At 65.2% G+C, this 18,331-nt stretch carries 16 protein-coding genes and 3 pseudogenes; 5 read left to right on the top strand and 14 right to left on the bottom strand.

What is annotated here, in order from left to right; genetic code table 11:
• Positions 1 to 17: 17 nt before the first annotated feature.
• The 10 genes from IPF36_RS15970 to IPF36_RS15925 form a co-directional block, all read right to left on the bottom strand.
• Positions 18 to 800 carry a crotonase/enoyl-CoA hydratase family protein gene (locus IPF36_RS15970; RefSeq protein ID WP_133092638.1) on the bottom strand — a complete coding sequence of 261 codons (783 nt, stop codon included), beginning with the start codon at positions 798 to 800 and terminating at the stop codon, positions 18 to 20.
• A gap of 165 nt (positions 801 to 965) precedes the next feature.
• A complete protein-coding gene (locus tag IPF36_RS15965) occupies positions 966 to 1,706 on the bottom strand; it encodes an IclR family transcriptional regulator (protein ID WP_133092637.1) in 741 nt (246 codons plus the stop codon).
• Positions 1,707 to 1,782: 76 nt separating this feature from the next.
• Positions 1,783 to 3,012, bottom strand: a complete 1,230-nt coding sequence (locus tag IPF36_RS15960) for a CaiB/BaiF CoA-transferase family protein (RefSeq protein WP_133092636.1) — start codon at positions 3,010 to 3,012, stop codon at positions 1,783 to 1,785.
• Complete coding sequence (locus IPF36_RS15955) at positions 3,009 to 4,175, bottom strand: acyl-CoA dehydrogenase family protein (RefSeq protein WP_133092635.1); 1,167 nt, start codon at positions 4,173 to 4,175, stop codon at positions 3,009 to 3,011. The genes IPF36_RS15960 and IPF36_RS15955 overlap by 4 nt, the downstream gene beginning before the upstream one ends.
• 40 nt (positions 4,176 to 4,215) lie before the next feature.
• Positions 4,216 to 4,983, bottom strand: coding sequence for a citryl-CoA lyase (locus IPF36_RS15950; protein ID WP_195428735.1), 768 nt, complete (start codon positions 4,981 to 4,983; stop codon positions 4,216 to 4,218).
• Positions 4,977 to 7,112, bottom strand: a complete 2,136-nt coding sequence (locus IPF36_RS15945; RefSeq protein WP_195428734.1) for an acetate--CoA ligase family protein — start codon at positions 7,110 to 7,112, stop codon at positions 4,977 to 4,979. The genes IPF36_RS15950 and IPF36_RS15945 overlap by 7 nt, the downstream gene beginning before the upstream one ends.
• A complete protein-coding gene (locus tag IPF36_RS15940) occupies positions 7,109 to 7,609 on the bottom strand; it encodes a MaoC/PaaZ C-terminal domain-containing protein (RefSeq protein ID WP_133092632.1) in 501 nt (166 codons plus the stop codon). Before IPF36_RS15940 ends, IPF36_RS15945 begins: the two co-directional genes overlap by 4 nt.
• A gap of 91 nt (positions 7,610 to 7,700) precedes the next feature.
• A complete protein-coding gene (locus IPF36_RS15935; RefSeq protein WP_195428733.1) occupies positions 7,701 to 8,864 on the bottom strand; it encodes an acyl-CoA dehydrogenase family protein in 1,164 nt (387 codons plus the stop codon).
• Complete coding sequence (locus IPF36_RS15930) at positions 8,857 to 9,606, bottom strand: SDR family NAD(P)-dependent oxidoreductase (RefSeq protein WP_195428732.1); 750 nt, start codon at positions 9,604 to 9,606, stop codon at positions 8,857 to 8,859. The genes IPF36_RS15935 and IPF36_RS15930 overlap by 8 nt, the downstream gene beginning before the upstream one ends.
• A 26-nt stretch (positions 9,607 to 9,632) precedes the next feature.
• Entirely contained in the window at positions 9,633 to 10,373 is a 741-nt protein-coding gene (locus IPF36_RS15925) for an IclR family transcriptional regulator (protein WP_133092629.1), read from the bottom strand.
• Positions 10,374 to 11,089: 716 nt separating this feature from the next.
• Between IPF36_RS15925 and IPF36_RS15920 the strand changes: the two genes are divergently transcribed.
• From IPF36_RS15920 to IPF36_RS15910, 3 genes are all read left to right on the top strand, one after another.
• A complete protein-coding gene (locus IPF36_RS15920; protein ID WP_195428731.1) occupies positions 11,090 to 12,148 on the top strand; it encodes a MaoC family dehydratase in 1,059 nt (352 codons plus the stop codon).
• 55 nt (positions 12,149 to 12,203) lie between these two features.
• The gene (locus IPF36_RS15915; protein WP_195428730.1) at positions 12,204 to 13,199 is read left to right on the top strand and encodes a CoA ester lyase; all 996 of its coding nucleotides are present in this window, start codon (positions 12,204 to 12,206) and stop codon (positions 13,197 to 13,199) included.
• A gap of 69 nt (positions 13,200 to 13,268) precedes the next feature.
• A complete protein-coding gene (locus IPF36_RS15910) occupies positions 13,269 to 14,054 on the top strand; it encodes a GntR family transcriptional regulator (protein ID WP_133092626.1) in 786 nt (261 codons plus the stop codon).
• Here IPF36_RS15910 and IPF36_RS15905 read toward each other — a convergent pair.
• From IPF36_RS15905 to IPF36_RS15895, 3 genes and pseudogenes are all read right to left on the bottom strand, one after another.
• Entirely contained in the window at positions 13,985 to 14,518 is a 534-nt protein-coding gene (locus IPF36_RS15905; RefSeq protein ID WP_195428729.1) for a hypothetical protein, read from the bottom strand. The two genes, IPF36_RS15910 and IPF36_RS15905, sit on opposite strands and share 70 nt — an antisense overlap.
• Positions 14,409 to 15,260 (bottom strand): annotated as a pseudogene (locus tag IPF36_RS15900) (IS110 family transposase); the annotation flags it as partial. The gene IPF36_RS15905 and the pseudogene IPF36_RS15900, both read right to left, overlap by 110 nt.
• 133 nt (positions 15,261 to 15,393) lie before the next feature.
• A pseudogene (locus IPF36_RS15895) lies at positions 15,394 to 16,596 on the bottom strand (adenylate/guanylate cyclase domain-containing protein); the annotation flags it as partial.
• Positions 16,597 to 16,679: 83 nt separating this feature from the next.
• On the opposite strand from IPF36_RS15895, the pseudogene IPF36_RS34690 reads away from it, so the two are divergent.
• Both IPF36_RS34690 and IPF36_RS15885 read left to right on the top strand, forming a co-directional pair.
• A pseudogene (locus IPF36_RS34690) lies at positions 16,680 to 16,799 on the top strand (transposase DNA-binding-containing protein); the annotation flags it as partial.
• A gap of 197 nt (positions 16,800 to 16,996) precedes the next feature.
• Positions 16,997 to 17,866, top strand: coding sequence for an IS4 family transposase (locus IPF36_RS15885; protein ID WP_255519797.1), 870 nt, complete (start codon positions 16,997 to 16,999; stop codon positions 17,864 to 17,866).
• Here the strand turns inward: IPF36_RS15885 and IPF36_RS15880 are convergent.
• Complete coding sequence (locus IPF36_RS15880; protein WP_195428726.1) at positions 17,854 to 18,072, bottom strand: zinc-ribbon domain-containing protein; 219 nt, start codon at positions 18,070 to 18,072, stop codon at positions 17,854 to 17,856. The two genes, IPF36_RS15885 and IPF36_RS15880, sit on opposite strands and share 13 nt — an antisense overlap.
• Positions 18,073 to 18,331: the final 259 nt, after the last annotated feature.

Here is an 18,331-nt window from a genome sequence, read left to right as displayed (position 1 = left end):
GGCCGGCGTGCCGTCCGTCAGCTGCGCCGCTCGAGGAATGCGTCCAGCGCGGCTTCGTGCTCCGCCGTGTGGTGGGCCAGTGCCTGGAAGCCGGCTGACATTTCCAGGATGGTGTCCATCCGCGAGTGGGTCGATTCGCGCAGCAGGCGCTTGGTCATGCGCAGTGCGTGGCCGGAGTTGCGCGCGATGCGCTGCGCCAGCTCCGTCGCCGTGGCCAGCAGGTCGTCCGCCGGCACTACTTGCGATACCAGGCCCCACTGCAGCGCCTGGCGCGCATCGATGGTGTCGCCGGTGAACGCCAGTTCGCACGCGCGCGACATGCCGACCACGCGTGGCAGCAGCCATGCGCCGCCGTCTCCGGGAATCAGGCCCAGCTTGACGAAGGTGGCGGCAAACACGGCCCGCTCGGAGGCAATGCGGATGTCGCACAGGCAGGCCAGGTCATTGCCGGCGCCAAGGGCGGGGCCATTGACCGCCGCGATGATCGGTACCTCCAGGCTGCCCAGTGCGAGCGGCACGCGCTGGATGCCGTCGCGATAGGCCTGGCGGGACCGGATGGGTTCGCCCAGTCCGCCGCCCATCTTGTCGCGCAGGGTCTTGAGGTTGCCGCCAGAGGAGAACGACGAGCCCGAGCCGGTCAGGATCGCGGCGCGGATCGATGTGTCGTGGTTGAGCGTTTCGCACATCTCGACCACCGCCTGGACCGCGTCGTCGTCGGAAATCGCATTGCGCGTTTCCGGGCGGTTCATGGTGATCAGGGCAACGGCGCCTTCGCGCTTGAGGTCCAGGAAGCTGTTCATGAGGGTTCGAATGGAATGGCCGGAAGCAGTCCTGCCGGGGCGCTGACTCCGGCAGGGTTCCATTCGATGCTACGGACGGCGGGGCGATGTGAAAAATACTTTCGGTATGTCGCGCAATACATCGCCTGTATCGCCTCATGGTGCCCTGGCGCAGCAGGGCTGCGCTTATGCGGGCTCCATCAGCGCGTCACGCACCTCGGTCAGCGCGGCCAGATAGGCATCGTGGTTCTTCTTCATGCGTTCCGCCGGGCCGGCCAGGGAGATGCCGGCTGGTTGCGTCCCCAGCAGCCCCACGACCGCCAGGCCGTACACGCCTTCGCTGCCTTCTTCGCGGGCTTCATGCCAGCCGCGCTTGTGGCCACGGGCAATCTGGGCCATCAGCGTGTCGATGTCGACGATGGTGTGCGGGGTGAGCGCGCGCAGGTTGCTCCGCGTCAGCGCGGCGCGTGCCTCATCGGGCGGCAGCAGGCTCAGCAGGCCCTTGCCAAGCGCGGAGGCATGCAGGGCCGCCCGCGAGCCGACTTCAATGATGTAACGCAGCGGCTGGCGGCTGGGCTGGACCGCCACCACCTTGACGGCGGCCGCGTCCAGTACGCCGAAGAAGACGCTTTCGTTGGTCCTCTCCCCCACCTGTTCCACGGCTTCCTGCGCGACGGAGCTGAGCGGATCGTTCTCGGCGATCTGGCGGGCGACCTCGAACAGCCGCCCGGTCGGGTAGAAGCGCCGGCTGCGCGTGGTGCGCATCAGGTAGCCGAGCGTCTGCAAGGTATGCAGCAGGTCCGAGGTGCTGCTCTCCGGCAGGGACAGCAGGCGCGCCATGTCCGAATTGGACAGTTCGCGCTGTTCGCGGGCAAAGACTTCGAACACCGCCATGGCGCGGCCGGCGGCAGGGATCAGGGTGGGCATGGGTAGGCGGGCAGCTATTCGGTTACCTGCGGAACTATACGAAATTTCGTAGGTTGCCGATAGCCCGCCGGTGGTTTTATCGCACGACGCAGCCCTTGCGCAGACGATGGATGTCTTCCGTGGCATAGCCAGCCGCGCTCAGGACCTCGTCCGTGTGCTCGCCGAGCATCGGCGCGCGCCGGCGCACCGCGCCGGGTGTTTCGCTAAGCTTGACCGGCACGCCGGCAATCTTCACTGGCTGGGCGGAGCCGGGCTGTTCGACCTCGACGAGCATCTCCCGCACCGCGTAGTGTGGATCGGCAAACACATCCGCCGACGTGTAAACCGGGCCAAACGGCACCTTGCCGCCAAGCACGGCAGCGATCTCGTCCTTGGTGCGGACCGACGTAAATCCCTCCAGCACGTCGATCACCTGCTGCATGTTGGCGACACGCGCCGCATTGGTCGCCCAGGCCGGGTCGGCGCCGAGTTCGGGGCGGTCGATGGCATCGGCGAGCTTTTCCCACAGCGCGTCGGTCGCGCAGGCAATCGACACGTAGCCGTCGCGTGCCCGGAACAAGCCGAACGGGCACAAGAGCGGATGGCGGTTGCCTTCCGGACCGGGCACCGCGCCCGTGTACGAGGCCTGGTAGACGATGCGCTCGCACATGGCCAGCACGGCATCCGTCATCGCCACGTCGACGAACTGTCCCTGGCCGGTCTCCTTCATGCGGTGAACGGCAGACAGGATGCCGATGCAGAGCATCAGTGCCGGGATCGTGTCGCCGACGCCGGGGCCGATCTTCATCGGCGTGCTGCGGTCCGGCCCGGTGATGCCCATCATGCCGCCCATGGCCTGCGAGACCACGTCATAGGCGGGCCACCCGGCATAGGGGCTGGCACCCGAGCGCGGGTCGCCGAAGCCGCGCACGGTGCCGTAGACCAGGCGCGGATTCGATTCGCGCAACGTTTCGTAAGCCAGTCCGAGCCGCTCCATCACCCCGGCGCGGAAGTTCTCGACGACGATGTCGGCGCCATCGATCAGCTTGCGCACGATGCTGATGCCCTCGGCCGTCTTCAGGTCCACGGCAATCGAACGCTTGTTGCGGTTGACGCTCTGGAAATAGCCGCCGTAGTCGCGCAGCGTGTCGTCTTCGCAGAACGGGCCGGTGAGGCGCGTGCCGTCGCCGGTCATGGTTTCGACCTTGATGACGTCGGCGCCGTGGTCGGCCAGGATCTGCGTGCAGAACGGGCCGGCGAGCATCTGCGTGAGGTCGATCACGCGCAGGCCGGCCAGCGCGCCCGCGCACTGCGGTCGGGCGGTCATGCCGTCACCTTGCCCATGAGGGCGTCCGAGATGATCCGCATCTGGATTTCGGAGGTGCCTTCGAAGATCTTGGTCAGGCGTGCGTCGCGCCAGTAGCGTTCGGCCGCGAAGTGCGTGGTGTAGCCGGCGCCGCCGTGGATCTGCAGGCCTTCGCTGGTCACGCGCTCGCACATCTCGCTGGCGAACAGCTTGACCATCGACGCTTCGGTGTCGGCGCGCACGCCTTCGTCGATCTTCTCGCACACGGTGTAGAGCAGGGCGCGCGACGCCTCGATCTGCGTGGCCATGTCGGCGATCTTGAAGCGGATGGCCTGGAAATTGCCGATCGGGTTGCCGAACTGGGCGCGGTCCTTCGCGTACTGCATCGCGTCTTCCAGCGCGCCCTGTGCCAGGCCGATCGAACGTGCGGCGGTATGGGCGCGGGCGGTTTCGAGCCCGGCGGTAGCGAGATAGAACGCCTTGCCTTCCTCGCCGACCATCTTCGAGTGCGGCACGCGGCAGCCGTCGAAGGCCAGCTCCCACGTGGTCCAGCCGTGGTAGCCGATCTTGGGAATAATGCTGCCCTTGACGCCTTCCGGCAGTTCGCCGCGGGGCTTCTCGATCATGAAGGCGGACAGGCCCTTGTGGCGTGCCTTGGGGTCGACCACCGGATCGGTGCGGCAAATGACGAGGATGAAGTCCGACTCGTCGGCAAACGTGCACCAGTACTTGCTGCCGGTAATGACCCAGTCGTCGCCGTCACGCACGGCGCGGCAGGAAATATTGGCGACATCGGAGCCCGCATTGGGCTCCGACAGCGAGAACGCGCCCAGGAACTCGCCACGCGCCATGCGCGGCAGGTACTCGGCCTTCTTCTCCGGGGTCAGCGCCTTCAGCGCGCCGATCAGGCCGTTGCCGCGGGCGATCAGGCTGCCTACGCTCATCCAGCCGCGGGAAAGCTGTTCGGCCACCAGGCAGTACTCGTAGGCGCCCAGGCCCAGGCCGCCGTATTCCTCGGGAATCAGGATGCCGAAGTAGCCGAGTTCGGCCATCTCGTCGATCAGCTCGCGCGGGATCTGGCCCTTCTCCGGGTCCAGCTTGTTGGCGATGGGCAGCACGCGCTCCATCGTGAACTGGCGGGCGGCCTCCTGGATCATGCGCCGCTCTTCGGTCAGTCTCTGCATCGTCTCTTCCTCGGGTATTCGACGGCCCTGGAGCCGGTCTTTACGGCAGTTCGTTGCGCGGATCGTCCTTCAGGACGAGTTGCCATGCCTCGCGCGCCATCGGTTGCGTCTTCTCTTCGAGCACATGGGCCAGCAGGCCGGCCGACCGGCCCACGAGGGCCAGGCCGCGAGCGATCAGCGGATCGAGGCCCATGGCCGCGACGATCGCGCCGATCGCGCCCACCACGTTCATCGGCAACTTGCGGTTCTGCTCCTTGAGCACCGCAACGATGGCTTCCATCAGGCGCCAGTGCAGGCCGTAGTAGCCGTGCTCGCGCGACAGGTCGCGCAGCGCGGGCACGCGCGGGTCGCCGTCGACGTGGATCGGGTGGCCCACGCCGAATACTTGCTGGCGGCGCTCCTTGTAGCGGCGCACGAGCGCGCGCGCAGCTTCCAGGACCTGTTCGTCCGTGGCGTCGTCCGCCAGTTCGCTGGCGCCTTCGTTAAGCATCTCGGCGGCGTTCTGCATGGGGCCGAGGAACACGCTGCCCGCGCCGAGCAGGCCGGTAGCCACCGCCCCCTGCAGGGCTTCCGGCGCGCCGATGTAGGTGAGACGGGCCGACAGTGAGCTGGGCGTGATGCCATGGTCGGCCGTGGTCACCAGCAAGGCATTGACCATGACCTTCTCGCGCGGCGTGGGCAGCCGCGACAGCGTGGTGTGGAAGATCATGTCGACAAAGTCGAACTTGCCGATGATCTCGGTGGAGAGGTTCAGGCCACGCACCATGATGGTGTCGGTGGTGGTGTAGCCGATTTCAGTCTTTACCATGTGGAAGGCTCCGTGCCCTGGTACGAGAGGACGGCGTCCAGCGCGGCCACTCCCTGGCCTTGCGGCCGGACCGCAAGGGGGTTGATTTCAAGTTCCTCGATGCTGCCCGCGTGTTTCGCGACAAAGCCGGAGAGCTTCACCAGCGTGTCGACCAGCGCGTCGATGTCGAATGCCGGCTGACCGCGGTATCCCTTGAGCAGTTCGTAGCAGCGCGTCTCGGCAATCATCTCGCGCGCCGAGGCCGGGGTGAGCGGCAGCAGGCGACGGCTCACGTCCTTGAACAGCTCGATGCTGACGCCGCCCAGGCCGAAGGTGCAGACGTGGCCGAACACCGGGTCGCGGTGGATGCCCACCACGGCCTCGACAAACGGCGAGGGCAGCATCGGCTCGACCAGCACGCCTTCGATCTGCGAGGGATCGCAGGCCTTGGCGCCGTTGGCATGGATTTCCTCGTACGCGGCCATGGCATCGCCGCCGGAGGTAATGCCCAGGCGCACGCCGCCGATGTCCGTCTTGTGGGTGATGGCCGCGCTGACGATCTTCATGACCGCCTTGCCGTTGCCGACGTTGCGGAAGGCCAGCGCGGCCTCCGCGGGGGAGCGGGCCACGATGCCTCCCGGCGTCGGAACGCCGGCCTTCTCCAGCAGCGCCTTGGTCCGCGCTTCGGAGAGGTTGGCGGTCGCGTCAGCGCTGCTCACTTCGGCCAGCGGGCGCCATTCGCATTCGAACCTGGCTTTCCACTTGCCGTACTCGATGAAGCGCTGGACGGCGAGCACGGCGTTGCCCACCGCGCGCATCGGCATCAGCCCGCCATCGATCATCTTGCGCTGGCCTTCGCCGGTGCGGTCGCTCATCCAGACCGGCACGATCGGCGTGTTGGTCTCTTCCGCCTGCACCCGCACCATGCTGTCGGCCAGCATGGCGGTGGTCGTGCCGTATTCCACCGGGATCGGCACCAGCACCAGGTCGGTGTGGGGGTCGGCGGCGGTGGCCTTGAGCGTGGCGTAGCTGACCTCGGTGTTCACCAGCACCTCGGCGGTGACGTCCACCGGGTTGTTGAAGGCGGCGAAGCCGGGCAGGGCGTTGCGCAGGGCCTCGATGGTCGCGGGGGCGAACTCGGACAGTTTCAGTCCCGCCAGGCCGACCATGTCGGAGGCCAGCGCCGCAGTGCCGCCCGAGAAGCTGTACACGGCCAGCTGTTCCTTGCCGGTGGGCTTGCGCCGCGACAGCAGCGAGGCCACGTCGATCAGCTCGTCGATGTCGTCCACCTCGATGATGCCGAGCTGGCTGAACACCGTGCTGTTGATCTCGGCCGAGCCGGCGATGGCGGCGGTATGCGATTGCGCCGCCTTGGCGCCGTACTCCGACTTGCCGACCTTGATTGCCACGATGGGTTTGCCGCGGCGGGCCGCGTGCAGGGCTGCCGCCATGAAGCGCGGGCCATTGCGCACGCCTTCCAGCGTGGTGACGATCACCTCGATGTCGGGCGCGTCGGCCATGTAGTGGATGTAGTCGCTGACCTCAAGGTCCACCTCGTTGCCGCCCGAGCACCACAGGCCCACGCCCACGCCGCGGTCCATCGCCTGGATGAACGAGCGGCCCAGCCCCCCGCCCTGGGTGGCGACGCCGATCGGGCCGGGACGGCGGTCGATGCGCCACGCCGGCGAGAAGGTCAGGCCCAGGCGCGCATTCATGTTGTTCAGGCCGGGACAGTTCGGGCCATAGATGCGCATGCCGGTGCTGGCCACGATCTCGCGCATTTCGGCTTCCACGGCGCGGCCGTCTTCGCCGGTTTCGCCGAAGCCGGAAGTGAAGACGATCGCGAACTTGACGCCGAGATTGCCGCAATCGCGCAGGGTCTGGATGACGGCGTCGGCGCGCACGGCCAGGATGGCCAGGTCCGGCGCTTGCTTCAGGTCATTGACCGATGCGACGCAGGGCCTGCCGTGGATCTCGGCGCGGCCTGGATTGACCAGGTAGAGGTCGCCCTTGAACTCCGAGTAGGTGGTCAGGTTTTCCAGCGTGCGGCCACCGATGCTGTCCGGTTTCTCGGACGCACCGACCAGCACAATGGAGTGCGGGTTGACCAGTCGCGACAGGTCGCTGAACCAGATGGGCTGCTGGCTCATTGCGCCTCTCCTGGCGTGCGGCGCTTGAACAGACAGGTCGCAGCCATCTCGGCCACCACTTCGCCGCGCTGGTTGATGCCCTTGCGCAGGAACGCGATGATGCCGCGGTCCGGGCGGCTGGTGGTCTTCTGCTCCACGACTTCGATCTCCACGCGGATGGTGTCGCCGATGAAGGTGGGCTTGGGGAACTTCAGGCGGTTTTCCAGCACGCTGAACAGCGAGCCTTCGAAGAACTGGTTCGGGATCGAGCGCGAAGTCAGGCCGGCCATGAAGGAGGCCACCAGCATGCCGTGCGCGATGCGCTGGCCGAAGATGGTGCCCTTGGCGTATTCGGCGTCGACGTGCACCTTGTTGAAGTCGCCGGTCAGCGCGGCAAAGGCGGCCACGTCGGCTTCGGTGATGGTGCGCGACGAGGTGCTGTAGGTCATGCCCGGCACCAGGTCTTCCCAGTAGAGCGTGGTATTGGCGATCTGTTCGAGGATGGCGGGTTGCGTCATGGTGTCTCTTGGATTGTCGGTTCTGATTGCACCCCTCTCCCGCCTGTGGGAGAGGGGCGCCTGCAAGTCAAGCGGTCGGTGAAAGCGAAGTTCAGGTCAGCGCGCTGATGCCCAGGATTTCTCGGCCGATGATGAGCGTCTGGATCTCGGTGGTGCCTTCGGGGATCATCCCGCCGCGCGTGTCGCGGAAGATGCGCTCGATCGGGTAGCCGGTGGCGTAGCCCATGCCGCCGTGCACCTGCAGCGCGAGGTTGGACACTTCGAACGCGGCTTCCGTGGCGTACAGCTTGGCAATCGAGCATTCGGTGCGCGACGTGCCGTTCTGCATCGAGCGTGCGGCGCGGTAGCCCAGCGCGCGGGCGGCCTGCGTGCGCATCGTCATGTCGACGATGTGCTTCTGCACGAGCTGGAACGAGCCGATCTGGCGGCCGAACTGCTTGCGCTGCAGCGCGTAGTCCACCGACAGGTCCAGCGCGCACTGCGCGGCGCCGACCGCGCCCATGGCCACGTTCAGGCGGCCGAAGTTCAGGCCGATCAGGATCTGGCGCAGCCCCTGGCCTTCCTTGCCGAGCAGGTTGGCGGCGGGCACCTCGGCGTCTTCGAACGTGAAGGCGGCCGTGCCGGTGCTGCGCGTGAACATGGTTTCCACCGGCGTGGCGCTGTACGGTGTCACGTCGCGCTCCACCAGGAACAGCGACAGCTCGCCGTTGCAGGTCTCGCTGAAGGTGCGCGCCACCACGATGCCGAAGTCGGCGAACATGCCGTTGGTGATCCACAGCTTGCTGCCATTGAGCATGTAGCGGTCGCCGCGCTTGTCCGCGCGGGTCTTGATCTCGGCCACGTTGGAGCCCACGTCCGGCTCCGAGATCGACACGAAGGTCTTGCGCTCGTTGCGCAGCAGCGGGCGCATGAAGCGTTCCTTCTGCTCCTCGGTGCCGTAGGCATTGATGATGCCCGAGACGATGTTCAGCCCGTTGAGCAGGATGCGCAGCGACAGCCAGCAGTAGCCGGCTTCTTCCATCATCACGGCCCAGGTCAGGTAGTCCAGGCCCAGGCCGCCGTCGGCCTCCGGCAGGTAGCCGCCGAAGTAGCCGAAATCGGCCAGGCCCGTCAGCGCCTCGTGCGGAAAACGCTTTTCCTGCTCCGCCTGGTCGATGCGAGGGGCGATGTGTTCCTTCAGGTAGCGGCGGATGTTGTCGCGCAGCAGTTGCTGGCTGGCATCCAGGCCGTCGACATCGACATTGGGATCAACCATAGCGGCCTCCGGTCACGAACAGGGTGGTGCCGGTGATGTAGCGGGCGTGTTCCGATGCCATGAAGGCCACGGCGCCGGCGATGTCGCTGGTCTGGCCCGGGAAGGTCACGGCGTTCTTGGCCATCACGTTGGCCAGGATGGTGTCGTAGTTGGGCAGGCTCTTGATGTACTCGGTCTCGATGTAGCCCGGGGCGATAGCGTTGACCGTCACGCCCTTGCGCGCCTGCTCCAGCGACAGTGCGCAGGTGAAGCCGATGATGCCGGCCTTGGCGGTCGAGTAGTTGGCCTGGCCCGGGTTGCCGAACAGCGCGCGCGAGCTGATGTTGATGATGCGGCCCCAGCCCTTCTCATGCATGAACGGGAGTGCCGCGCGGGTGGTGTGGAAGGCGCCCTTGAGGGTCACGTCCAGCACCAGGTCCCAGTCGGACTCGTCCATCTTGAGGATGGTGCGGTCCTTGACCAGGCCCGCGTTGTTGACCAGCACGTCGATGCTGCCGAAGGCTTCCTTGCCTGCGCCAACCATCGTGCGCACCTGGTCCTCCTGGCGCACGTCGCACTGCACGGCAATGGCCTTGCCGCCGGCAAGGCTGATGCCGGCGGCGGTTTCGCGCGCGGCATCCAGGTCCACATCGGTAATGACCACGGCCATGCCTTCACGGGCCAGCATGCGGGCAGTTTCGGCGCCGATGCCGCGCGCCGAGCCAGTGACGATCGCCACGCGGCCTGTCAATCCAAGATCCATGTCTCTCTCCTAGGGGGTGTGTGGGTTCAGTGTTCGGACAGCAGCGAGTCGCGCACGTCGCGCAGGGCTGCCAGATAGGATTCGCGGTGTTTCTCGATGCGCTCGGTGGGGCCTGCGACCGAGATGGCTACCGGCCGGTCGCCCAGCCGCGCCGCGACAGCCAGCGCGGTCACGCCGTCAGTGCCTTCGTCATGGGCCTCGTACCAGCCTTGCTCGCGGCCGCGCGCCAGCTGCGCCATCAGGCGGTCGAGATCCACCACCGTGCTGGGAGTCACGGCGGGCCGCTTGGCGGCCTCCAGACGCATACGGGCATCGCCTTCCGGCAGGGTGCCCAGCATGGCCTTGCCCAGCGCCGACGCATGCAGCGCGACGCGCTCGCCGACATCCAGGATGTAGCGCAGGGGCAGCCGGCTCTGGGCCACGGCGGCAACACGTACCGCCTGCGGTTCCAGTACGCCGAAGAAGGCGCTCTCGTTGGTCTTGTCCGTGAGGCGTGCGACGGCTTCCTGGGCAAGCCGCGTCAGCGGGTCGTTCTCGGCGATCTGCCGCGCGGTTTCCAGCAGGCGGACGGTGGGATAAAAGCGGCGCGTCCGCGTGGTACGCATCAGGTAGCCAAGCGAGTGCAGGGTGTGCAACAGGTCGGAACAGCTGCTATCGGCGACAGCGAGCAATTTCGCCATTTCGGAGTTCGACAGGTCCCGTCGCTCCCGGGCGAACACTTCGAATACGGCCATGGCGCGGCTTGCGGCGGGAATCTGGACTGGCACTGTTTGCTCCGAAATGTCGGACTAAACTACGATATATGGAATAAATGTACGACCTGTCGAACGGGATGGCAAATGGTTTTTCGAGGGGGCGTTGATGCATACGAAATCTCGGATAAGATCGGAGATGTCTGCACCAGTAGTTCGCGAAACGGCGGCATGGGGCGGTACAGGCATATGCCGGCGTCTTTTGTCGCGCCAGGAATGCAACGACCGTGGTCGACGTCTTCTAGCCCGTGCCGGAGGGAGTGCCAGATACCTATGGGAATTCGGTTGTTTTTGGCCCCGGTCTGCAACTGCGTGCGTGGATCGCACTTGCTCCCATTGCCTGTCATCCATGGGCAGCCGGAACCCGAGATGCGGCATGCTGCTCTCGGAATCCGTAACACGCCGCGTGCTGGGTGAACTGGCGCGCGGCCTCCTGAACCATGCACGGTCAGTTTCTGCACCTTGCACTGCTGGCGGTTTGTCCTGCGGTCCGCTTTTCAGCGGCATTTATGTTCGTACATAGTAACCGGAGAAATCCGGTGGATGGCAAGGCTTATCCATGCCACCCACTCAAGTCGTGTGGGGATTTATCCTGGTATATAAGCCATCTACGAGCTGCACGGGGCAAAATACGGGTTGACATCGCTTGCTTTGCCAATCACTATGTACGTACATAAGTGACTGCGAGCCGGCGCAGGCCGACGCCGGGTCTGAGGGACAAGGAAGGGGACATGAAGGACCGCAGCGGTAATTTTTTCGAGGACTTCCGCGTTGGCATGAGAACTAGCCATGCCACGCCGCGCACGCTGACCGAAGGCGACCGAAGCCTGTACATCGGGCTAACCGGCAGCCGTACCGTGCTGTGCACGGCCGAGACCAATGCCTGGCAGCTCGGCTTCGAGCGCCGGCCGCTGGAGGACATGCTGGTGTTCAACACTGCGTTCGGCAAGACGGTTCCGGATATCTCGCTCAATGCCGTGGCGAACCTCGGCTACGCGGAAGTGCGCTTCGTGTCGCACGTGTATCCGGGCGATACGCTCGCCGTCGACACCGAAGTCATCGGTCTCAAGGAGAACTCCAGCCGCAAGAGCGGGGTGGTCTATGTGCGTTCCACCGCGCGCAACCAGCATGGCCGCGAGGTACTAAGCTGGGTGCGCTGGGTGATGGTGCACAAGCGCGACCACGGTGCCGCTTGCGGGGAAGCGATGGTGCCGTCCACCCAGGCTGTGGTGCCGGCCGAGCGCCTGCGCGGCAGCGACTACACGGCACGCGTGCGCGAGATCACGGCCATGACGGGCTTCGACGACCTGTGGGAGGACTACGCCGTGGGCGAGCGGCTCGACCATCCGGGCGCGATGACGATCAACGACAGCGACCACAGCCTGGCCACGCGCCTGTACCAGAACACGGCACGAGCGCATTTCGATGGCCATGCCATGGCGGCGAACGGTGGCCAGCGCCTGGTCTACGGCGGGCACATCATCTCGGTATGCCGCGCGCTGGCCTACGACGGGCTGGAAAACGGACTGTCGATCCTGGCCATCAACGGCGGCAGCCACGTGAACCCGAGCTATGCCGGCGACACCATCGCCTGCGCGACACAGGTGCTGGACAAGATCGACCTGGGCCAGGAACACGTCGGCGGCCTGCGGCTGCGCATGATCGGCGTGAAGAACGCCAGCGCCGCGTCCATCGTTTTCCCGGAACCGGGCGAGGGCAGGCCGGCGCATCCGTCCAACGTAGTGCTCGACCTCGACTACACCATCGCCATTCCGAAACGCCAGCGGTAAGCCCTACGCCTGGGCTGCCCCTTGCATCCAACCATTCAGCGAGACAAGACAAGACATGACCACCGCAACGCATCCGAAAGACGCCCTCTTCGCCGGCGAAAAATCCTTCCCGGTACTGGCCGCCTGCGAGCATTTTGCCGGCAGCGAGAAGCTGATCGGCAAGGCCATGGACCTGCAGCTCGAATACGGCCCGGTCTTCGACGTGACCTGCGATTGCGAGGACGGCGCCGCCTCCGGCCAGGAACGCGAGCACGCCGAGATGGTCGCGCGCATGATTGCCTCCGACCGCAACCGCTTCGACCGCGCCGGTGCACGCATCCATGACCCGTCGCACCCGGCCTGGCGTCAGGACGTCGACATCATCGTGACCGGAGCCGGCAGCCGGCTGGCCTATATCACCGTGCCAAAGGCCACCAACAGCGAGCAGGTAGCCGAGGTGATCCGCTATATCGGCGAGGCCGCCAAGAAGGCCGGCCTGGACAAGCCCGTGCCGGTCCACGTGCTGATCGAAACCCACGGCGCGCTCCGGAACGTGTTCCAGATTGCCGAACTGCCGAATATCGAAGTGCTCGACTTCGGCCTGATGGACTTCGTCAGCGGCCACCACGGCGCGATCCCGGCCGCCGCCATGCGTAGCCCGGGCCAGTTCGAACACGCGCTGCTGGCGCGCGCCAAGGCGGACATGGTCGCGGCGGCGCTAGCCAACGGCATCGTGCCGGCCCATAACGTGTGCCTGAACCTGAAGGACGCCGACGTGATCGCCGGCGACGCGGGCCGCGCACGCAACGAGTTCGGCTTCCTGCGCATGTGGAGCATCTATCCGGCACAGATCCAGCCGATCGTCAACGCCATGCGCCCGGACTTCACCGAGGTGGAAGATGCCGCTGGCATCCTGGTGGCCGCGCAGGACGCGGACTGGGGCCCGATCCAGTACAAGGGCGAGCTGCACGACCGCGCCACCTACCGCTATTTCTGGGAAGTGCTGCAGAAGGCGAAGGTCACCGGCATGGCGATGCCGGCCGAGGCGGAGCGCCGCTTTTTTGCCAACTGACGGAGGAGGGTAGGGGCAGTGACATCGTAAAATGCGCAATCCCTACGACTTTCCGAACCGCCTGCCGCCATGACAGCGATACTGAAGGACAGTAAAACCGGTGCGCCGGCCGCGTCCACCCGATACGCCGAACTCGCCAGCTTGCTGGTGAAGGACATCGTGGAAGGCCGCCGCGTGGTGGGCAGCCTGCTGCCGACGGAGCACGAACTAGCCGAACAGCACGGTGTGAGCCGCCATACGGTGCGCGCCTCGCTGCGCATGCTGCAGGACTTGGGGTATATCTCGCGCAAGAAGGCGGTCGGCACCATTGTCGAGGCCGTCAACCCGAACGCGGCGTATACGCAATCCTTCGGCACGGCCGAAGACCTCGTGCGCGTAGCGGCCACCGAGGTGCGTGCGATCGACGACGTGCACGACGTCACGCTCGACCGCGCTCTCGCGCGGCGGCTCGAAGCGCCGGTGGGCAGCGCCTGGGTGTTGCTCAGCGGCACCCGCGTGGACGCGCGCAAAGGCAGCACGCCCGTGGCGCGCGCCGACATCTACATCGACGCGTCGCTGGCGGGTCTCGTCGATACCATCCGCAATCATCCGCAGACACTGGTCAGTGAGCTGATCGAACGCGAACATGCCACCGCGATCGCGGAGATCCGGCAGGTAGTCACGGCCACACTGATCGAGGAACCTCTGGCCACGCAACTCGGCGTGCCGGCGGGATCGGCGGGGCTGCGGCTGATCCGCCACTACAAGGAAGGCTCCGGCAAGATTCTCGAGATTACGGATACCGTCTATCCGGCCGAGCGTGTGTCGGTGGCGTTCCAGCTCAAGCGGAGCCGGGGACCGGCACTCGGTCTGTAGCGCTTGCCGGCGAGCGCGCCAAAGCGGGGCAAACGACCTTGCCGAGGCGTGGACGGGATTTGCAATTGTGCCGCCGGCGTTACGGCGAAGCTCATGACGGCATCTTGCAGCTCTGCACAGTCGCCAGCGAACTGCCACTGACCGCGTTTCATCTCCGCGAACACGAAGGCTTCGTTCATGTTTATGACTTCGACGCGTGGTGGCGCCACGAGAAGAGCGGCGTATGCTGCGGCAACGGCCTGGATGTCGTAGGCGATCATTGCCGACCACCCGCTGCAGGCTTGCTTGTCGGCAGGGTTTTCGGCGCCGCAGTTGGCGCCGGCAGGTGCACTGACGACGTCGCGCCCAAGGCTGTACGTACCGGCGATGGTGACACTGCCAAGCTTGCCCCGGTAGCCGCCGCTTGCTGATGCCGCCCAGTTTGACTTTGCCGCCGGAGCCGCTCTGTCGAGGCACAAGTCCAAGATAGGCTGCAAATTCTCGTCCGGACTTGAAGGTGCGGGCATTCCCAATGACGGCGACTGCGGCAGTGGCTGTCAACAGGCCAACCCCCGGGATGTCGGAGATACGGCGGCACGCTTCGTCACAGCGGCGCCATTCCATAATGCGTTGCTCAATCCGTTGGATCTGCTCGTCGAGCGCGAGCAGCCGAGATAGTTGGTCTTGCAAGCCATCCGTTAGCATCGCAGGCAACTGGTCTGCCAGATCAGCCAAGGCGATCTTGGCAGCTGCGATCCCCGTGCGGCGCCCCTGTGGCAGCACCACCCCGAACTCATATAATAGTCCGCGCAATTGGTTCACCTGCATCACGCGAAAGCGTACAAGTTGCTGGCGCATGCGGTGGAGCGCCAGCATGGCTTGCTGTTCCTCCGTCTTGACGGCCACAAACCGCATTCCTGGGCGTTGCGCTGCCTCCCAGATTGCTGCGGCGTCTGCGGTGTCGTTCTTGTTGGATTTGACAAGCGGCCGCACGAACTGGGCCGCAATAAGCCGGACATCGTGCCCGAGTGCAGACAACTTCCGTGCCCAGTAATGCGCACTGCCACAGGCCTCCATGACGATGCGGGATGGCGGTCGGTTTGTGAAGAACGGCAACAGCTGAGCGCGCCTCATGGCTTTGCTGTGAATCGTGCCAGTGTCGGGCTCAACGAAATGGATTTGGAAAACGTGCTTGGCCAGGTCGATGGCTACTGTGGTCGGTTCCATGTGGATCCTCCTTGGCAGGCTGCGACGACAGAATCACCACTGTGACACACATGGGAGCTCAGCCTTACGAACTGCTCCGGCACGGTCGGCGAATCGCCGAGGCGGGAGGCGACCATTCCATCTACAGTTCACGGCTGTCGAGCCACTGTAGATCCTCGACAATCAGCTCCAGCGGCTGGGCTTGGCTCTCGCGCACTAGCAGCCGGCTGATCGCCTCGAAGGTGCGTTGCTGGCGGATCTGGGTGTCCATCTGCGCCAGCGCCGAGCTTGGTTCAGCCGCCCCAAGCAGGTGGAGCAGATAGGGCAGGATGTCTTCCAGCGTTCGGTCCAGGGTCAGGACCTTGCCGGTGAGCTTCTCGCGCCGCCGGCGCTCATCGTCCTGCGCTGCGATCTGGCAGTAGTTCCGCAGCAGCTCGATCAGCGGCAGATACGGATAGGCCTTGCCGTGCGAAACGGAGTGGGTTTCCAGCACCAGGCAATCGCGCGGCGCGAGCAGCTTGAACTCGTGGCATAGGCGCGACTTGCCGACCCCTGGCTCGCCGACCACGCCGACGATCTGCCCATATCCGGCATGCGCCCGCGCCCGCGCCCGCGCCCGCGCCCGCGCCTCGCGCAACTGCTCGAGCTCGTGGGCGCGGCCGACAAAGCGCGCCAGCCCGCGGCTGGCAGAGAGCTGCAGCCGGGTGCGCAGTGGGCCGAGACCGAGGACTTCGAAGACCGCGAGCGGCTCGGGGAGCCCCTTGATCGGCGTCGCGCCGAGCGGCGTGAACGCAAAATAGCCTTCGGTCAAGTAGTGGGTGTGGTCGCTCGCGACGATGGAGCCGGGCACCGCGATGCCTTCCATGCGCGAAGCAATGTGGATCGAGTTGCCAACCGGATCGTAGTCAGTGTGCAAATCTTTAATGCGTATCGTGCGCACCACCACTTCGCCGGAGTTGATACCGACACGAATCTGCAGCGCGATCCCCTGAGCGAGACGTACCCTGTCGGCGTGCTGGCGCATGGCCTCCTGCATGCGTAGCGCTGCCAGCAAGGCTCGCTGCGGATGATCTTCGTTCGCGATTGGCGCGCCGAACAGCGCCAGGATGCCATCGCCCATCGACTTGGCGACATAGCCTTCATAATGATGCACGGCCTCCATCATCAGCCCCAGCACCGGGTCGATTAGGCGGCGCGCATCTTCGGGATCGAGGTCATGGAACAGCGCGGTCAAGCCGGCCATGTCAGCGAACAGCGCTGTGATCGTCTTGCGCTCGCCGTCCGCCGCGCCGCGGGCTTCCATGTCTGCCTGCGCCGCCCGGATGCGCTCGGCCAGATAGCTTACCTTTACCCACATCTCGATTGGAGAGGTTGTAAACCGGATTGGACGGTGTCAACTTCGGGCGAAGTTGTTAATCACTGGTGGCGACTTTGCCTGATATGGAAGACCTGGAAGACTGGGCCGGCGACGAATTCGGTGGCGCACAATTGGGAGATGCGCGTCGCACGCAGCGCCTTGTGGTATTGGCGCGCGAACTGGCGCAAAAAGCCCATGTTTCGTTCCCGCAGGCCTTGAGTGGTGCCCAATGCTCAACACGCCCAGTGGCAGGCCCTCAGGCGTCACCGCCAGCACGCTGTGCAACATGAATCCGTGCAAATTGCCGCCCGTGACGTGACCAAGTCCCTCAGTCGCGGGCAAATTTGCCAGATTGAATTCCGTGGTGTCCTGCACCGCCAAGACGACAGGTACCTGCTGCATGCGACCCACGGTTTGCGCGACGTGGCTCGCCAGTATTCCGTCCGGGTCGACCGCCTCATTATCAAAGAAGCGATATGCCGCCTTGAGTGTGCGGGCCGCCTGGAATCGAGGCGTGGACCACCCAGAGAAGTATCTGTGGGAGACGGTTGCTGCGGCTCCTGTACTTGGAGAGACCGTACTGCACGTGCCCAGAAGCGGCGCCAGGCAGGCGCGTAGCGCCCGACTGGCTTTGCGCTGTGTGCCGGTTCAACCGCGACCGCCGCGCAGCCGCGGTGCAGAGGATCTACCGAGTCTCGAAGTGTTTGCCATTCACGCACTGGAGATCGAGCCGCCCCAAGGCGTTGAGCCGCTCGAATGGATGTTGCTCAGTTCGATGCCCACCCAAACGCTGGAAGATGCGCTGGAGCGGCTGAGCTGGTATGCCCGGCGCTGGACCATTGAATCCTGGCATCGTGTCCTGAAAAGTGGCTGCCAGATCGAAGCCCGGCAGTTCGGGACGCTGGAGCGGTTCCTGCGGGCCACGGCGCTGTTCGCCGTGATCGGCTGGCGCATTATGTACGCGACCATGTTGGGCCGGCTCGAAGCCGATATCCCTTGCTCGGCGCTACTGCAATCGCTCGAATGGCGGGCCTTGTACTGCCGCACGCACGGCACAACCAAGCCACCGGAAGAGGCGCCAAAACTCAGCGACGCGGTCCTTTGGATCGCAAGCTCGGTGGCTACCTGGGTCGCAAAAACGACGATCCCCCGGGAGCCACCGTCCTCTGGCGCGGCTTCCTCGCCCTGCACGAAATCACCGAAATGTATCGGATCTTCCAGAAAGACGAGTAAGCCGCCAGAAGTTGTGGGTAAAGCTCAGGCCACATAGGGAGGGGTGTAATCGATGGGGGCGCTGGGTACCAGTCCCGTAATAGGGGGCGTCGCGCTCAACGGCGCGCCGCATTTGCTGCAGAACTTGGCCTTCGCACCCGCCTTTTTCCCGCAGGCCGGGCAAACGCGCACCAGCTTTGCGCCGCATTCCTCACAGAACTTGGCGCTTGTCGGATTCTCGAACCCGCAGCTAGCGCAGCGCATAAGGTTATCCCTTCCAGGACCTGGAAGACTTAACGGTTAGATCTTATCAGCGTAGGGAGGGGCCGCCGAACAGGACTCAGCGCGAGCGAGCGCACAGCTCAAGGGGCCCCAGGGATATGCGGGATGCACTTGGGAAATTTGGAAAATCGTGGCCGCGAATTTAAGCAATTACTGGCCGAAGCTTCGCTGAAATGCGACTAATGAGGCAATCTTTCGTGGGGGCGTAGAAGCAAATGTCCGAATTTGAAGTTCCTCAATC

The organism is Cupriavidus sp. IK-TO18 (assembly GCF_015549295.1).
GTDB lineage: Bacteria > Pseudomonadota > Gammaproteobacteria > Burkholderiales > Burkholderiaceae > Cupriavidus > Cupriavidus oxalaticus_A.
Note: the sequence above shows the minus strand (reverse complement) of the source record. Positions and strands in the feature narration are given on the sequence as shown.

Excerpts from the sequence above, each read along its gene's own strand:
- IPF36_RS15970 (WP_133092638.1), bottom strand. The coding sequence starts at position 800 with ATGAACAGCTTCCTGGACCTCAAGCGCGAAGGCGCCGTTGCCCTGATC.
- IPF36_RS15965 (WP_133092637.1), bottom strand. The coding sequence starts at position 1,706 with ATGCCCACCCTGATCCCTGCCGCCGGCCGCGCCATGGCGGTGTTCGAA.
- IPF36_RS15960 (WP_133092636.1), bottom strand. The coding sequence starts at position 3,012 with ATGACCGCCCGACCGCAGTGCGCGGGCGCGCTGGCCGGCCTGCGCGTG.
- IPF36_RS15955 (WP_133092635.1), bottom strand. The coding sequence starts at position 4,175 with ATGCAGAGACTGACCGAAGAGCGGCGCATGATCCAGGAGGCCGCCCGC.
- IPF36_RS15950 (WP_195428735.1), bottom strand. The coding sequence starts at position 4,983 with ATGGTAAAGACTGAAATCGGCTACACCACCACCGACACCATCATGGTG.
- IPF36_RS15945 (WP_195428734.1), bottom strand. The coding sequence starts at position 7,112 with ATGAGCCAGCAGCCCATCTGGTTCAGCGACCTGTCGCGACTGGTCAAC.
- IPF36_RS15940 (WP_133092632.1), bottom strand. The coding sequence starts at position 7,609 with ATGACGCAACCCGCCATCCTCGAACAGATCGCCAATACCACGCTCTAC.
- IPF36_RS15935 (WP_195428733.1), bottom strand. The coding sequence starts at position 8,864 with ATGGTTGATCCCAATGTCGATGTCGACGGCCTGGATGCCAGCCAGCAA.
- IPF36_RS15930 (WP_195428732.1), bottom strand. The coding sequence starts at position 9,606 with ATGGATCTTGGATTGACAGGCCGCGTGGCGATCGTCACTGGCTCGGCG.
- IPF36_RS15920 (WP_195428731.1), top strand. The coding sequence starts at position 11,090 with ATGAAGGACCGCAGCGGTAATTTTTTCGAGGACTTCCGCGTTGGCATG.
- IPF36_RS15915 (WP_195428730.1), top strand. The coding sequence starts at position 12,204 with ATGACCACCGCAACGCATCCGAAAGACGCCCTCTTCGCCGGCGAAAAA.
- IPF36_RS15910 (WP_133092626.1), top strand. The coding sequence starts at position 13,269 with ATGACAGCGATACTGAAGGACAGTAAAACCGGTGCGCCGGCCGCGTCC.
- IPF36_RS15885 (WP_255519797.1), top strand. The coding sequence starts at position 16,997 with ATGCGACCCACGGTTTGCGCGACGTGGCTCGCCAGTATTCCGTCCGGG.
- IPF36_RS15880 (WP_195428726.1), bottom strand. The coding sequence starts at position 18,072 with ATGCGCTGCGCTAGCTGCGGGTTCGAGAATCCGACAAGCGCCAAGTTC.